At 45.3% G+C, this 16,666-nt stretch carries 14 protein-coding genes and 1 tRNA gene; 10 read left to right on the top strand and 5 right to left on the bottom strand.

Annotated features, from left to right (window positions below):
* The first annotated feature begins 74 nt into the window (after positions 1–74).
* The 4 genes from B143_RS0101280 (at position 75) to B143_RS0101265 (ending at position 5,985) form a co-directional block, all read left to right on the top strand.
* On the top strand, positions 75–1,223 hold the full coding sequence (locus tag B143_RS0101280; RefSeq protein WP_018121865.1) for a serine hydrolase: 1,149 nt from the start codon (positions 75–77) through the stop codon (positions 1,221–1,223).
* Positions 1,214–2,740: an apolipoprotein N-acyltransferase gene (gene lnt / locus B143_RS0101275; RefSeq protein WP_018121864.1), complete on the top strand. Its 1,527-nt coding sequence runs from the start codon at positions 1,214–1,216 to the stop codon at positions 2,738–2,740. Before B143_RS0101280 ends, lnt begins: the two co-directional genes overlap by 10 nt.
* A 74-nt stretch (positions 2,741–2,814) precedes the next feature.
* Positions 2,815–4,023 (top strand): efflux RND transporter periplasmic adaptor subunit, encoded by a 1,209-nt coding sequence (locus B143_RS0101270; protein WP_018121863.1) that lies wholly within the window; start codon positions 2,815–2,817, stop codon positions 4,021–4,023.
* 3 nt (positions 4,024–4,026) lie between these two features.
* Complete coding sequence (locus B143_RS0101265; RefSeq protein WP_018121862.1) at positions 4,027–5,985, top strand: MacB family efflux pump subunit; 1,959 nt, start codon at positions 4,027–4,029, stop codon at positions 5,983–5,985.
* 52 nt (positions 5,986–6,037) lie between these two features.
* Here the strand turns inward: B143_RS0101265 and B143_RS0101260 are convergent, their stop codons facing one another.
* The 5 genes from B143_RS0101260 to trpF all read right to left on the bottom strand — a co-directional run bounded on the left by B143_RS0101260 (position 6,038) and on the right by trpF (position 9,438).
* Positions 6,038–6,445, bottom strand: a complete 408-nt coding sequence (locus B143_RS0101260) for a YeeE/YedE family protein (RefSeq protein ID WP_018121861.1) — start codon at positions 6,443–6,445, stop codon at positions 6,038–6,040.
* An 8-nt stretch (positions 6,446–6,453) separates the two neighbouring features.
* On the bottom strand, positions 6,454–6,873 hold the full coding sequence (locus B143_RS0101255; RefSeq protein WP_018121860.1) for a YeeE/YedE family protein: 420 nt from the start codon (positions 6,871–6,873) through the stop codon (positions 6,454–6,456).
* A 62-nt stretch (positions 6,874–6,935) separates the two neighbouring features.
* Positions 6,936–8,429, bottom strand: a complete 1,494-nt coding sequence (gene mqo, locus B143_RS0101250; protein ID WP_018121859.1) for a malate dehydrogenase (quinone) — start codon at positions 8,427–8,429, stop codon at positions 6,936–6,938.
* 9 nt (positions 8,430–8,438) lie between these two features.
* On the bottom strand, positions 8,439–8,831 hold the full coding sequence (locus tag B143_RS0101245) for a cupin domain-containing protein (protein ID WP_026165662.1): 393 nt from the start codon (positions 8,829–8,831) through the stop codon (positions 8,439–8,441).
* A gap of 37 nt (positions 8,832–8,868) precedes the next feature.
* Positions 8,869–9,438, bottom strand: a complete 570-nt coding sequence (gene trpF / locus B143_RS0101240) for a phosphoribosylanthranilate isomerase (RefSeq protein WP_018121858.1) — start codon at positions 9,436–9,438, stop codon at positions 8,869–8,871.
* A 411-nt stretch (positions 9,439–9,849) separates the two neighbouring features.
* Here trpF and B143_RS0101235 point away from each other — a divergent pair.
* The 6 genes from B143_RS0101235 (at position 9,850) to B143_RS0101210 (ending at position 16,663) form a co-directional block, all read left to right on the top strand.
* Positions 9,850–9,939, top strand: a tRNA-Ser gene (locus tag B143_RS0101235).
* 77 nt (positions 9,940–10,016) lie between these two features.
* Positions 10,017–10,826, top strand: coding sequence for a GIY-YIG nuclease family protein (locus tag B143_RS0101230; protein ID WP_018121857.1), 810 nt, complete (start codon positions 10,017–10,019; stop codon positions 10,824–10,826).
* 159 nt (positions 10,827–10,985) lie between these two features.
* Positions 10,986–12,134 (top strand): cyclopropane fatty acyl phospholipid synthase, encoded by a 1,149-nt coding sequence (cfa, locus tag B143_RS0101225; protein WP_026165660.1) that lies wholly within the window; start codon positions 10,986–10,988, stop codon positions 12,132–12,134.
* A gap of 114 nt (positions 12,135–12,248) precedes the next feature.
* Positions 12,249–13,685: an SWIM zinc finger family protein gene (locus B143_RS0101220; protein WP_018121855.1), complete on the top strand. Its 1,437-nt coding sequence runs from the start codon at positions 12,249–12,251 to the stop codon at positions 13,683–13,685.
* 13 nt (positions 13,686–13,698) lie between these two features.
* The gene (locus B143_RS0101215) at positions 13,699–15,564 is read left to right on the top strand and encodes a hypothetical protein (RefSeq protein WP_018121854.1); all 1,866 of its coding nucleotides are present in this window, start codon (positions 13,699–13,701) and stop codon (positions 15,562–15,564) included.
* Entirely contained in the window at positions 15,557–16,663 is a 1,107-nt protein-coding gene (locus B143_RS0101210) for an ATP-binding protein (RefSeq protein WP_018121853.1), read from the top strand. The genes B143_RS0101215 and B143_RS0101210 overlap by 8 nt, the downstream gene beginning before the upstream one ends.
* Positions 16,664–16,666 lie beyond the last annotated feature (3 nt).

Below are 16,666 nucleotides of genomic sequence, written 5' to 3'. Positions count from 1 at the left end.
GCCGCACATGACTAACTTTTAGCCACATCGCACTTTTCTCTTTTTTGTCACCTAAAATATAAGGTTCATATCTTATGGAACCTGTTGAAATGCTACTGGCAAATCTTGAGACAAACATTCGCGCATCGATCGATGCAGGGCTTGATTCTGCGCAATTATTGATCGCTCAATCCGAAACCATCCTCCATCATCAAGCCTATGGCAATGCCACGTGCCAGACAATGTATGACATTGCCTCCCTCACTAAAATCTTTGCCACCACCTATTTGTATCAATATTATGCGCAAACGGCAGTGCTTGATCTCAATTCAACCTTAGCAGAAATTTTTCCTGCACAATTTGCTAATGATCAATTCACAGATAAAGCACACATCACCCTTCGCATGTTGCTTGCGCATGAAGCGGGCTTTGAACCGAATCCTCTATTTTATGATGCGCATTATAATCCTGCGCTCTTTTGTCAGAATCGGGCAGAATTTCTCCCAAAACTGTTATCTGCCCCGCTCATTCACACGCCAGGCACTCAATCCCTCTATTCCGATGTGGACTTTATGCTCTTAACCTTTGCATTAGAGCATCTTTATGGCGCGCCCTTTGATCACCTTTGGCGACAAGCCTTTTCTATGCTCAAACATGAGCGCATCACCTTTACACCGCTTGCACATGGCTATTCACACGATGACATCGCCCCCACAGAGTTGCATGGCAATACCCGCGATCATACCATTGACTTTGCCAACGTCCGCATGCACACAGTGCACGGCGAAGTGCAAGATGAAAAGGCATTTCACTGTATGGCGGGCATATCTGGTCATGCTGGGCTTTTTGCCAATTGCCAAGCGCTTTATCAAGCGTTGCAACTCATGACGGCACCACAGCCCTTTTTCATGCCAGAGATTCAACAGCAATTTGTCCACAGTCAACAACATGATCCCAGCTTTGGGCTCGGTTGGCGCCTCAATCAAGGGGGCGACATGCAATACCATTTTGGACAATTTGCTTCAGATCGCGCCTACGGTCACACAGGTTGGACGGGCTGCGTATGCGTCATTGACCCACAATATGATTTAACCATCCTCTACTTAACGAACCGAAAACATAGTAAAGTACTCAAGCCCAGAGACAATCCCCATCGCTTTTTAGGGGACATTTTGTGGGCAGGACAATATCGCAACATCATCAATGAGATTTATACGGCACTAGGATTAACGGCATGCAACTAACCCAACGCTTTTTACCCCCCATCATCGCCCTTTTATTCGGCGCATTGATGCCTTTGGCTTTTGCACCTTTTCATGCTTGGTATGTGGCACCGATTGCGCTCGCATCCTTCATCTATTCGGTGCAATCCCGCAGCGCAAAGGCAAGCGGTTGGCTGGGTTTTCTCTTTGGTTTAAGCATGTTTACGGTGGGATTGTGGTGGGTGCGCATCAGCGTCCATCAATTTGGCGGTGCGCCGCTCCCTTTAGCCATTGCGATGGTGTTGTTGCTCGCTGCTTATCTTGCCCTCTATTATGGTGCGCTTCTATACGGCGTACGTAAATTTAATTTTCCGCCCGCCCTACGTTATCTTGTGTGGCTGCCAACGCTGGGCACACTGTTAGAAGTGTTGCGCGCACATCTTTTCACGGGTTTTCCATGGTTGGCGCTCGGCTATTCACTGACGGATACACCCTTTGCCTTATGGCTCTTTCCCACTTTTGGCGCATTGCTCTCAAGTTTTGTGATCTATTTTATGGCAGGATTGCTGCTGTACATCGTTGTGCATGTCAGATCCCTTAAAAACCTTGTGCCAATGGCCATTGGCATCGTTGCCATTGCTCTGATCACCGCTATTTTTTCACGCATGAGCGACCCGATTGAGGATCAATCCGAAACCCTCAACATCGCTTTAGTCCAAGGCAACATCACGCAGGATCAAAAGTTTGATGAAGCCCATTTTTATCAATCCATTCAAACGTATGTGGATCTCACCAGTACTGTGATTGAGCAAGCAAATCTTGTGATCTGGCCAGAAACAGCCGTCGTTGCCTATTATGATCAAGTCTCTGATTTGATGAATAATCTTCGTCATTGGTCTGACCTGACGGACACTGAGATTTTAATCGGCATCCCGAGAGAAAATGCAGCCCTTGAACAATTTAATGCCTTTGTCCATCTAGGGCAAACGGCAAACGCGGATCAATTTTATGATAAGCATCGCCTCTTGCCTTTTGGCGAATACATTCCTGCCCCTGCCATCTTTGGCACCATTTATGATTGGATCAACATGCCGCTGGTGGGCTTCACAAAAGGCCAAGCGCAGCAAGCGCCCTTCACCTTCCCACAATTTAGCACACAAACCACCGGTTCCATTTGCTTTGAGGCCGTCTTTGGGGAATCACTGCGTTATCAAGCAGAGCAAAGTGGCTTTTTAGTGAACATCAGTAATGATGCATGGTTTGGCGACTCCCTTGCGCCGTGGCAACATTTACAAATTGTGCAAGCGCGCGCCCTTGAGTTTGCCCGCCCCATTGCCCGCGCCACAAATACAGGCGTGACGGCATTTGTGGATCATCACGGCAACATCATCGCCAAAGCGCCGCTTTTTACCGCCACCACCTTAACCCATGACATCACAGGTCAACAGGGATTGACGGCATATGTCAAACTTGGGGATACCCTTGGCATTAGTTTAATGGGCGCATTGCTCATCCTGCTTGTGCTCTATCGCATCCTCAAACGCCGCAATGACCCGTAAACCTTTACATTCTCTATACAAATTTATCGGTTTTCTTCGCTATAATCCCGTGCACACTGTTAGGATAGTTCATCATGAAAATCAAACGCACAAAAACTGTGATCTTTACCCTCATCGCGGCGCTCGCGGTGGGTTATGGCGTGTATCAAAAATATTTCACCAAAACGCCCATTTACTATTTAACCGACACCGTCAAAACGCAAGATTTAGAAGTCATCATTTTAGCTGATGGCAAACTAGAAGCCTCTGAACAAGTGGAAGTGGGCGCACAGGTTTCAGGGCAGATCAAAAAGCTCCACGTTAAATTAGGCGATGTGGTGACAAAAGGGCAATTACTTGCAGAGATTGATGACCTGCCCCGCCAAAATGCCGTCAAAGACAGCGAAGCACGCCTTAAAAATGTACAAGCGGCAAAAGTGGCAAAACAAGCACAAATCGTCAATGCACGCATTAATCTACAGCGCCAACAAAACCTCATTAAACAAAAAGCCACCGCCCAATCTGAAGTGGACATGGCAGAGGCCAATCTACAAGTACTAGAAGCTGAGCTTGAGTCATTAGATGCACAAATTGCCCAAGCAAAAATCGCGCTAGACTCCGCACAATTGGATTTAGATTACACTAAAATCATCTCCCCAATTGATGGCGTTGTGGTGGCCACCGTAGTGAAAGAGGGGCAAACCGTGAATGCCTCACAAACAGCGCCCACCATTGTGAAAGTTGCGGATTTAGACACCATGAACATCAAAGCACAAATCTCTGAAGCGGACATCACCAAAATCACACCGGGCATGAAGGCATATTTCACAATTTTGGGTGAACCAAAAAATCACTATCCTGCCACGCTAGAATCCACAGAGCCTGCGCCCGAGAAATTCCAAACCGCCACAGGCAATACAGCCACCACCGCCAGCAATGAAGCCATCTATTATGCAGGCATTTTAACGGTGGACAACCATGAGCGCCGCTTTAGAATCGACATGACGGCGCAAGTTTACATTGTGGTTGATGGCGTGACGAATCAACCCACCATTTCCACCATGGCAACGCGCTTTAAACCCTCTAATCTCCCCATGCCAGAAGGACGATTGCAGCCGAATGAAGCTTATGTGTGGGTCAAAAATAGCGATGGCACCATTGCCCCGAAAAAAGTGACGTTGGGCATCAGTAATAATATCCACACAGAAGTGATCGATGGTTTAACGGGCGATGAGGTGATTGTGCTCTCTGAAACGAGTTCAGATGCCAAAAATGGCCCCAACCGTATGCCGCGAATGAGGTAAGCCATGGCACTCATTGAGTTATCTGGCATCACCCGCGCCTTTCAATCAGGGGATCAAACGGTACAAATCCTTAAAGGCATTGATCTGACCATTGAGGCTGGGGAAATGGTGGCCATCATTGGCGCATCGGGCTCGGGCAAATCCACCTTGATGAACATTTTAGGCTGCTTAGATCAGGCTTCTACCGGCGATTATCATTTCCATGGGGAAAACATTGGCCACTACGATGATGATCAATTGGCAGAGCTGCGCCGTGAGCACTTTGGTTTCATCTTTCAGCGTTACCATCTATTATCTACGTTGAATGCTCAAGGCAATGTGGAAGTGCCCGCCATATATGCAGGTTTTTCGCCCCATCAACGCAAAACCCGTGCCGATGCCTTATTAGCCGCCCTTGGACTCAAAGAGCGCATCAAATATTATCCCACGCAGCTTTCAGGCGGTCAGCAGCAACGCGTCAGCATTGCGCGTGCTTTAATGAATGGTGGCGAGGTGATTTTAGCCGATGAGCCCACCGGTGCACTTGACAGTGAAAGTGGCGAGCAAGTGCTCAAAATCTTGCAAGAGCTCAATCAAGCGGGACACACGATTATTTTGGTCACCCATGATCCGAATGTTGCCAAGCATGCCACACGCATCATTGAGCTCAAAGATGGTCATGTGATCCGTGATGAGAAAAATACGCCGCCCACTTTACCAACCCATGCGCCTACTGTGGATCTTCCGCCTTTGACCAGCAAACGCGGCGCATCGTGGATCTTGATGATGGATCGCGTGCTCAATGCCTTTCGTATGGCATTGATCTCTATGTCCATGCAGCGAATGCGCACCTTTTTAACCATGCTTGGCATCATCATTGGCATTGCCTCTGTGGTGCTCGTCATTGCCCTTGGGCAAGGCACCATGAACCAAATTTTAAGCAACATCAACTCGATGGGCACAAGTACGCTCACCATTTATCCCGGCAGCGGCTTTGGCGATGCTCGCTCAGGGCGCGTGCGCAGTTTAACGCCACAAGATGTGGAATTCTTAAAGCAGCAGCCCTTTGTCAAAAATGTGACGCCCGTTGTGGCAACATCCGCCCTTGCCCGCTATGGCAATACGGAAAAAAATGTCTCCGTCATGGGTGTGGGCAGCCAATATTTTGAAACTGAAGGCTACACGCCCGCAGAAGGCATCTTTTTTGATGAAACCAGTGAAGAGAATTTAAGCCTTGAAGTGGTGATTGATGAAGGCACGCGTGATGAACTCTTTAGCGATGGCACCGATCCCATTGGCGAGGTGATCATCATGAACCGTTTACCGGTGCGCGTCATTGGTGTTGCCACCTCAAAAGCGCAACGCGCTGGCGGCTATAGCAATCTTAATGTAATGATTCCCTATTCTACCGCCATGAAGCGCTTACTTGGGCAGAGCTATCTTCGCAACATTACCGTCACTGTGCAGGATAACATTGACATGAAATTGGCAGAGCAAACCCTCACCAATCTCATGACGCAGCTCCACGGCAGCAAGGACTTTTTCATCTTCACCGCCGATTCCTTTAAAGAACTCTTAGAAGAAACCACGTTTATGATGCGCTTTTTGATCTTCTCCATTGCCATGATCTCCCTTGTGGTCGGCGGCATTGGTGTGATGAACATCATGCTTGTCTCTGTGGCAGAGCGCACCAAAGAGATCGGCATGCGCATGGCGGTGGGTGCGCGTAAAAGCGACATCTCCATGCAGTTTTTAATTGAGGCGGTGCTGGTGTGTCTGCTCGGTGGCATCGTGGGAATTTTAGTGGCATATGCTGCGGGCTTTGGCATCAATCAATTGAAGATGGATTTAAGCGTGGGCTTTTCTGCAAGCTCAATCATTATTGCCTTAGGGGCATCGAGCGCCATTGGCATGCTCTTTGGTTATTTCCCGGCACGAAGAGCCGCACAACTTGCGCCGATTGAAGCACTTGAACGATCTTAATGCCCAACAAAAAAGCTCAGCCATGCTGAGCTTTTCTTTTAAAGCCGACCCATTATTTTTTAAATAATCGTGGGATGAATAAGCCAATGATCATGGCTGCGGCAAAGATTAAGCCATCGCTGCTACCTTCACCGACTAAAACCAAAGCAGGTGCAGGACAAATACCCACCAAGCCCCAACCCACACCAAAGATCAATCCGCCAATGATGAGTTTTTGATCCAAAGGCGTATTAGTGGGCAAATGATGCGGCTCACCTAAGAGCGTTTGACCGCGTTTTTTAAGGATCGTGACGGCAATGAAACTCACCACCAAAGCGCCCACCATCACCCACATTAAAGCAGGATTCCAAGCGCCAAAGACATCTAAGAATCCTTGTACCACCGCGGGATTGGCCATCCCCGATAAAATCAAACCCAAACCAAATACGATGCCTGCGATCAATGAAATCAATGCGTACATATTGCCCCCTACAGTCTCAATAAATGTTTCACGAAAAAGACAGCAATGCCGCCCGCCACCATAAAGATCATCGTCACCACCACAGACGTTGGCGACAAACGTGAAATGCCACAAATGGAGTGTCCGCTTGTACAACCGGAGCTTAATGCAGCGCCAACGCCCACAAGTAAGCCTGCCACAATGAGCAGAATTTTATTATTCGTGATTTCTGGCACAGGTAAAGGTGCGATGAGACTATAAATCCAAGGGGAGATGATCACACCCACCACAAACAGCAAGCGCCAACTTGTCAAACCACAGCGGCTCAATAGATTGCCTAAAATGCCACTGACGCCCATCACGCGCCCTAAAAAGAGAAAATAAATTGCGGCGGAGAGCCCAATGAGCAATCCGCCGAGCAATGCAGGCAGAGAAAAAAATGATGACATAATGTTACCTTATGAAAATGAATGTTGAATAAACATTAATTATACACTTGGTAACATAATTATCACATCTTTAGCTTCAATACTTCTGTCGTTTCGCTTCTAATGTCGCGGCATGCTTGTGCATCCACTTTCAAATCAATGCCATAGCTTGGGATCATCGCTTTTAAACGCGCTTGCCAATCGGTTTGTGCCATATCATCAGCAAAACATTTATTGAGCACATTCAGTGCCATTTGTGCCGCAGTTGAAGCACCAGGCGATGCCCCTAACAATACTGCCAAGGATTTGTTTTCATTGGTGATGAGCTCTGTACCAAATTCCAACACGCCTTTTTTCTCTTTATTTGGGCGAATGATCTGCACTCGCTGACCCGCCACCGCTTTATTCCAATGGATGCGCTCTGCATTTGGATAGAAATCTTTTAATGCATTGAATTGACTTTGTGAACTTTGCAACACTTGACCAATTAAATATTTCGTCAAATCCCAGTTGTCTTTTGCAACCGCTAGCATCGGCTCAATGTTATTGCCTTTGATGGAACCGAACAAATCCATGTACGAACCGTGTTTTAAGAATTTTGTGGAGAAACCTGCATAAGGACCAAACAATAGTGAGCGTTTACCATTGACCACGCGCGTGTCTAAATGCGGAACAGACATTGGTGGTGAACCCGTGGAGGCTTTACCATACACTTTTGCTTCATGGCGTGAGGCAATCGATTCATCATCACAACGCAACCAAATGCCACTGACTGGAAAACCGCCATACCCTTTACCTTCAGGAATGCCCGATTTTTGCAACAAATCAATGGAGCGGCCACCTGCCCCAACGAAGACAAATTTGGCAGAAATGTCACATTTTTGGCCAGATTTTAAATCCTTCACCATAACGCGCCAGCCGCCTTGGCCATTGTCTTTTAAATCCAACACTTCGTGCTGGTAATTCACCGTGAATCCTGGTTGCTTCACCAATTCTTTCATTAATAAGTGAGTTAAAGCGCCAAAATCCACATCCGTGCCTTCTAAAGAACGCGTGGCGGCTAATGGTAAATCTGTGCCGCGCCCTTCCATGATCAAAGGTGCCCACGCTTCGATCTGTGCGCGATCTTCTGTAAATTCCATCGCCCCAAAGCAATGATGCTCGGACAATTGTTTAAAACGTTGACGCAAAAACTGAACATTTGCATCGCCCCACACAAAGCTCATGTGTGGGCATGGCGTGATGAAATCACGAGGATTTTCGATCTTGCCTGCTTTGACTAAATATGTCCACAATTGGCGTGACACATCAAACTCAGTATTGACTTTCACAGCTTTACTGATGTCAACCGTGCCGTCTGATTTTTGTGGTGTGTAATTTAATTCACAATGGGCAGCGTGACCTGTACCCGCATTATTCCATGGAAACGAACTCTCTTGTGCGCAATCTTCTAAGCGTTCAAACATCATTATATTTAACGACGGTTCGAGTTCTTTTAAAAATGTGGCGAGCGTCGCGCTCATAATCCCGCCGCCAATTAAAACGACATCCGCCTGTTCTGTCATGGATTGACTCATCACTTCTCCCTATTTCTTCACTGTTGGCACAAAACATAAATCAGCATCATCTTGATACACCACATAAGCACGTCGCCAAGGCTCATCGCCAATTAAACGCCATTTATGACCTGTACCGCTGTTATCCTGCGCCAATAGTATATCACCTTGATGGAGTACAAATGTAGCGCCATTTTTCATTTCGAACTCTAAAGTGCCTGATAATGTAATGACATATCGTGGCACGGGATCTTGATGCCAATCATATGAGCCCCCTGAGGTTGTTTCACGAAACGACAACTCTTTGACAGGAATGCTAAAACTTGCGTGATCCCCACGCTCCCCCGATTTTAATGTTATAAAGCCCTCTTCAAACTGAGAGTTACCATCGTCACCTGTCCACATCCGAACGCAACGTATCATCACCACTCCTCCTTTTTGTGGTTAATTGGTTATGCTGTTATACCATCATTTTAACATTCATCTCAAAACCTAACAGCTTTTTAGCCACTTTTGGCGGTGTTGTATCATTCACCCAGTTGCCAGAGAGAAAGACATTCTCCATGTTTAAATGCTCTAAAAGCGCCCAATTAGGTGTCAATTGTTCCCCAACATGGCCACCAAGGAGGTAAAAGTCCACATTTTGATAATTCATTTTCGGGTTACCATCACACATATGAGCGATTTTAATAATTTTAATGTGCATCGGTAAACGCGCTCGAAGGTCATTGATAAAACCCTGTGTTTCCCAACCATTGAGCAAAACGGCAAACAATGGAATCTGCTCACTCACATATAAGATGTCCTCAAGGTCAGAATTTTGAAAAATGCCAATGAGCGGAATGGGCGAAGCCTCTGCAAACTCAAGCGCTGCATCAATGGCAATGCCATAAGGCGATGTGAGCACAAAAATGAGTCCTGCATAGGTTGCGCCCATCTCTATAGCAATTTTTAGATCATCTGCATTCGTAATGCCACTGATGATGGATTCAGTTGCGGGTAATGTTTTCAATTGTGTCAGTGAGGCCATCTCATTTTCCTTAGGTATAAAAAAAGCCCGCAGTGTGCGGGCTTCGATGATTGTTTGTGTGGTTATTTTTGGTACACGCAACAACATCTCCCCGCGAAGTGGAGATAATAATCGTAATAAGTTGCGAATAAATGTGTCATAACGTGCCCAAAAAAACAGTGAATCTTGATCATAGCGCGTTTTTATCCTTTGTCAATCTTTCACATCAACACTGCATCATGATTTTTTTACGCATAGATATGCATAATTTTGCTTAAGTTTTAGGCATAATACATCTTTTAGAGGAATAATTTATATTTTATAATCAATTAGATAAATCAAATTTACACCTTAAATCAGCCATTGATCAAAAAAACTACAACATAAAAACTTGCAACAATGAAATTTTTATATATAATGAGCTTCTCTTTTGGAGGCGTGGCCGAGTGGTTGAAGGCACCGGTCTTGAAAACCGGCAACGGGTTAAACCGTTCGTGAGTTCGAATCCCACCGCCTCCGCCATATTGAGAAAGCCCTTAGCAATGCTAAGGGCTTTTTTATTGTCTGTTATTCTTGATCATAAAAAATGGGACATTACTATGATTAAACTTAATGACATTTTAAAATTAGATGACTTGATAAATACCAAAATCCGTTTTAACTTAATGCTTGATGGAAACAGAAATCCCATTGATATGTTTAAAAATGGGAATGTTGATCGCATCATGACAGGTCAATATTGGAACTATAAACGTAATAAATCCTATAAAGTTGGGCAGATCAATCTTGGATTCATCAAAATTAATGCGTCAGAAAATCAATGGCTCTTATTTCACATCGGTCGAGTGACAAAAGATTTAAATATTCTTAATGGTATGGGTTATGAATATGAATCACTGCCTGAATATGAGCCTTACATTGGTCGCTTGATTATTTCATATAAGAATAAAAGCCAAATGATGATCAGAAATGCACTGTCTGTGATTGATGATTGTTCTGTGCATGAAATTCTACCTGATATTTTCAATGAGGATTTATTTCCCGGATATGAAAATATAGATCTTTCATGGCATGATCTTGCTCGTGTCCTTGACAAGGATACATGGAAAACTGCACTGAGAAACCAAAAAGGTGTTTATTTAATCACCGATCAAGCAACAGGAAAGATGTATATCGGCGCAGCTTATGGCGAAGATATGTTATTGAATCGTTGGCAAGCTTATGTGAGAACATATCATGGCGGCAACGTTGGACTCAAAGTGCTAACGGATGACTACATCAAACAAAATTTTCGTTATTCTATTTTGGATATTTTCAAATCCACAACAAATGATAATGTGATTTTAGCGCGAGAAAACTGGTGGAAGCAGATATTATTAACCCGAAAATTTGGTTATAACTTTAACTAATTCATGCCAATTGCACCCAAAACTCACCATTAAAATTATCAATCCCCCAATCATATAATTTTAGATAATATATTGATTATTCATTTTTTAATCATTCATATAAATACCATCCCCACAATCGAAAGATGATTATGAACAAAATGACCATGGGAGAATGTTATGAGTCAAATGACAGAGGTAGCATCAAAAAAAGTTGCGCATTCACAACGCATCATTGAAGAAATGCTCCATAAAGCGGGGATCGAGATCAATGGAACACGTCCTTATGACATCACAGTCAATCATCCTGATTTTTTTGATCGCGTGTTGCAACAAGGCTCCATTGGCCTTGGCGAAAGCTATATGGACGGTTGGTGGGATTGTGAGCGCCTCGATATTTTCTTCACGCGCGTACTAAGTGCAAAATTAGACGATCAATTACCAAATAATTGGCATGACACTTTGAGAATCCTCGCCGCGCGCATTTGGAACCTACAGAACAAAAGCCGTGCATGGATCGTGGGTAAAGAGCATTATGACCTTGGAAATGATCTGTTCATGCACATGCTAGATCCTTACATGCAATACTCCTGCGGCTATTGGAAAACCGCCACGGACTTAGAAAGTGCCCAGCGCGATAAATTAGAACTCATTTGCCAAAAACTTGAATTAAAACCCGGCATGCGTTTATTGGACATTGGCTGCGGCTGGGGCGGATTGTCTGCTTATGCTGCACAACATTATGGCGTTTGCGTCACTGGCGTCACCATCTCAAAAGAGCAGCAGCAATTTGCACAAGATCGCTGTCAAGATTTAGATGTCACCATTTTGTTGGAAGATTATCGTGATCTCAATGATCAATTTGATCGCATTGTTTCCGTTGGAATGTTTGAGCATGTGGGCCCTAAAAATTATCGTGAATATTTTAATGTAGTGCGCCGCAACATTAAGGAAGATGGGCTCTTTTTATTGCACACCATTGGCTCAAAATACAATAAAATCAACGTTGATCCTTGGATTGAGAAATACATCTTCCCGAATGGCATTTTACCCTCCATGCAAAAAATTGCCGATGCCAGTGAAAATCAATGGGTGATGGAAGACTGGCACAACTTTGGCGCGGATTATGATCGCACGTTGATGGCTTGGTTTGAGCGTTTTCAAGCCGCTTGGCCAGAATTATGTGATCAATATACACCGCGATTTGAACGCATGTTCCGCTACTATTTATTGGTTTGCGCGGGGGCTTTTCGCTCTCGAGAAATCCAATTGTGGCAAATCATGTGGAGCCCAAATGGCGTACAAGGTGGCTTGAGAACACCTCGATAAATCCTTTTGATTTGCATGTTTTTTATTCACTTGCTTCTATTTTATTTGGGCGCGATTTTGTTATCCTACACGGAAATATATCGAGCTACATATCCATAACAGAAGTGAGTGAGTATGAACATCAACGAATCGAGCATTGTATCGCTCGCACCGAACGCAGCAGCCGCTAAAAATGGCTATGCGCTCTATGCGAAAAGTAAATTCAGTCAGATGCAAATCTCACCCGATCAAGATTTGATCTGGGCAGAGTGCGCAGGCAGCGGTAAAAATCCTTATTACTGCTCTGCTGACTATATTGATGAGCACAATCCTGTGTTCCGCTGTACGTGCCCGAGCCGTCAGTTCCCATGTAAACATGCCCTTGGCCTGCTCTATCTCTATAGCAATGCACCCACGCAATTTGCAGAGCATCCTGTCCCTGACGACATCGCCGCAAAGCGTGGGAAAATGGAGATGCGTGCGGAAAAGAAAAAGGCAGACGCTGCAAGCGCAAAAAGTGCTGACAAGCCCAAAAAAATCAACGCCACCACGGTGCGTAAGCGCATTGATCAACAGCTGCTTGGGCTGGATATTGCAGACACTCTCCTCAATAGCATTGTGCATTCTGGCTTAGCCGCATTAGATGGTCAGCTCATTGATGCCTATCAAGCACAAATTAAAGAGCTCGGAAATTACAACATCAATGGCATTCAAACGGCATTTAATCACCTGATTGTCGCCATTACACACATTGAAGCGGATGATTACACCATCGCCATTGATCAAGTCAATTACATCGCAACCCTTCTTAAAAAGAGCCGTGCGCATTTAACCACATGGCATGCAGAACCCACGCAATCGCCTGATGTGAGCTCCGCGATTGAGGAGCAAATTGGGCGCACTTGGAAAATCAATGAATTGGCAGAATTGCAACAATTTGAAGAAAATGCATCATTGATCCAGCTCTCTTTTAATGTCTTTGATCACACTGCGCGCAAAGAATTCGTGGACGAAGGCTTATGGCTCAATTTAAATACGGGGCGCATCTTCACCACCCTCAATTATCGCCCTTATCGCGCGGCTAAATACATTCAGCAAACGAATTCCACCGCGGAGATTCATACGCTAAATACCTTGTACATTTACCCTGGCGATGTCAATCCGCGCATTCGCTGGGAAGATCAAGAGTGCAAAACGCGCGCCGCAGAACCTAACGATTACGCCCGTACATTGACGTATGCTGCGACTGATTATGCTGAGCTCATTAAATCTGTGAAAAACAGCATTAAAAATCCGCTGGCAGATAAATATCCCGTTGCCCTCATTGCCTTTCATCGTGCTGCGCTCGTGGATGATAGGCCTGTTTTGATGGATCAAAAGGGTGCAACATTAGTGGTCAAAGATCTTAAAAACAGTGAGCCAACCACCACATTATTGGCCAATCTATTGCCAGAAACTGCGGACAATACTGCTTTAGTGGTGCGTTGTCACACGGATTTAGCCTCTGCAACCTTTGCCGTACAAGTGCTCGCCATTGTGCGTACAGATGGCATCATTCGCTTAATTTACTAATAGGACGCCATTTATGTTACTACAGCCTTTATCCGACCTACGCACAGAGGTCAATCGCTTGATGATCGCGGGCAGCCGTTTTGCTCATCATGATCCGCGCTTACAAAAATTACTGCCCATCTTTGAAAAAATGGGGGAAAAAGCCCCCATTTTTAAAAAAATTGCTGAGCACATCCACACCTTGGTCAATGCAGAGACACAAGACAGCGCCGCCCATTTAACTGCACTCTCCACCCTGCTCTATGCTGTGTTATACACACAAGGCAAAAGTGTGATTAATGGCGAGCAAACATCACCCCAACCGATCTTAGACATCGAAACCCTCAAAACGCCGCTGACTTATTTAGAACTTGCCCCCACCATCACCGCATTGAATACCACAGGTTCAGGGCGCTATGAAATCATCACAGATGCTTATGCGCGTGGCTTGATTCATGATGTGCGCCTATACAGCCACATCGCCCGCGGCATTGAAGATAAATATGCAGACATTGCTGATGAAGTCGCCGAGACCATCATTCCAGCCATTGGCGCACCGATGATTCCGTTTTTATTGGCAGACCTCACGTTAGTGGACAATAAAGGCAATGCGCGCCGCATTGAACTGCTTGATCAACTTGGGCACACATTCACCGATGAATGGATTGACAATATCCTCAATGGTAAAGCCACGAAGCTACAAGTGGCATTGATGCCAGCGCTCTCAAGAAATTTGCATCATCTTGATCATTTATTAGCAGCTGCCAAAAGTCAGAAAAAAGCGTTGAAAGAAGCGGCTTATCTTGGACTTGCGCGTTCACCTTTGCCAGAAGCTTGGGATTTCTTAATGGCGGCATTTAACACGCAAAAATTAAGCACGCTTGAGCTCATGGCTAACACGTTACAATCCCTCACAGATTTGAGAGGATATGATGCAACGTTCTTTGCCCCTCTATTGACTCAGATTGAAGCACTCAGCACATTTGAGTGGTCAGAAGATTATGGTAAAACTGCTGATATTTTCCGTCACATCAATGCGTATGTGCGTATTTTTGACCACATCTATTATCCTGAGCTCATCGAGCATTTAATCAGTTTCAGCCAGCAACTCAATGATTATGAAGGTCAGCGCAGCCAAAAACAGGGCGATGCCAATTTTAAACCCTTTTCAGAAGAATTTGATCGCCTACAATCCTCAATTGCCCGCTATTTTGGTGAGCTAAGATTGCCCGAAGATCATCCTGATTTTGAACGCACATTAAATGCTGTACTGATACAGGATCATTATGCACGAAGACTATTCATCGAGAATATGCGCCATTTAAGCTTCTGCCCGCATTTTATCTATCGTGCGTTTAAACAGCTCTATCCGATGGATCAGGTGATCAATTTTGCCAACATCCTCTGTTATTTGATTGACTCAGTGGACAATTCACCTTATACCGATGGCATTGCGCCACGTTTTTATGTGCTCTATCAATATGCATTGACGGCGCCTAATCCACAATATGCCGATCCACGCTGGGCTGATGATCTCTATGATTTTTGTTCCACACAAGAATTTTTAATGATGCTGCGCTCTAATTACACCAAACGTGGTCAAAATGCTCACAATGCCTTTGATGTCTTAGCACTACTGCATGGCCTTGAGCCGAAAGATAGCCCGCGCATGATTGAGTGCCTCACTCATATGATGCACTATTTATCCTACGATAAAATGGGCACAATTTTTGCATATTTAGAAGAACGCATGGGCAGTGCTAAAGCTGCGCCACGCATCATCGAAAAAATCAATGCAGAGTTTGCGCGCCTTGGCAAAAAGCCACAAGGCAGCGTTGAATATCTTGCCAACCTCACACAACGCGCCGCGGCGCAAAACAACGGAGTCACCCATGGCTAAAAAAGCTCAAAAAACCAACGATGCCCTGCGCTTACCTGCAGAACTTTTATATGCCCATGAGTTAGATGCCCTTAAAAAAGAGGATGCCACACAGGAAAAACCCGCCGGTTGGCAGCTCTCCCCAAAAGCCGTGCTTAAATTCATCGTGGGCGGTGAAGCAAATGGCGTGATCATCACACCAAAATACATTGGTCATGATCGCTTAGTGGAGATCGCCATTGCGACACTTTTAACCGATCGCTCCCTCTTATTAATTGGCGAACCGGGCACCGCGAAATCATGGTTATCTGAAAACTTAACCGCCGCCATCTGTGGTGATTCCGGTAAAGTGGTGCAAGGCACAGCCGGCACGACAGAAGAGCACATTCGTTACTCCTGGAACTATGCAATGCTTCTAGCGAATGGCCCATCTGAAGAGGCTTTGATCCAAAGCCCAATTTTCCGAGCAATGGAAACAGGTTCAGTGGCACGCTTTGAGGAGATTTCTCGCTGCGCCTCTGAAGTGCAAGATGCATTGATCTCTATTTTGTCTGAAAAAACAGTTTCTGTGCCTGAACTTGCCCGCGAACAGCGCGCACAACGTGGTTTTGCCATCATTGCCACTGCCAATACACGCGATAAAGGGGTCAATGATATGTCCTCTGCCCTCAAGCGCCGCTTTAACATCATTGTGTTACCTGCGCCAAGCACGCTTGATACTGAAGTGAGCATTGTCACTAAACGCGTGGCTGAAATTGCCAGCAGTTATCAACTCAAAGCGGCATTACCCACAAGCGCGGACATTGAAAAAATCGTCACCATTTTCCGCGAACTGCGTGAAGGCAAAACCCTTGATCAAAAACAGAAACTCAAATGCCCAAGCGGCGTGGTTTCTACGGCGGAAGCCATCTCTTTGATCACCAACAGCATGGCGCTTGCTGCAAGTTTTGGCACAGGCACCATTTGTGAAAATGATCTTGCCGCAGGGCTTCAAGGCGCGATTGTTAAAGATGATGAAAAAGATCAAATCGTTTGGAGAGAGTATTTAGAAAACGTGATGAAAAAGCGTGGCGCCAACTGGCGTGATCTTTACCACAGCTGCATTGAAATGAATGGATAATCT

The sequence above is a fragment of the Wohlfahrtiimonas chitiniclastica DSM 18708 genome (assembly GCF_000375345.1).
Taxonomy (GTDB): domain Bacteria; phylum Pseudomonadota; class Gammaproteobacteria; order Cardiobacteriales; family Wohlfahrtiimonadaceae; genus Wohlfahrtiimonas; species Wohlfahrtiimonas chitiniclastica.
The sequence above is the reverse complement of the archived record's forward strand: the minus strand, read 5'-3'. Positions and strand labels throughout refer to the sequence as shown.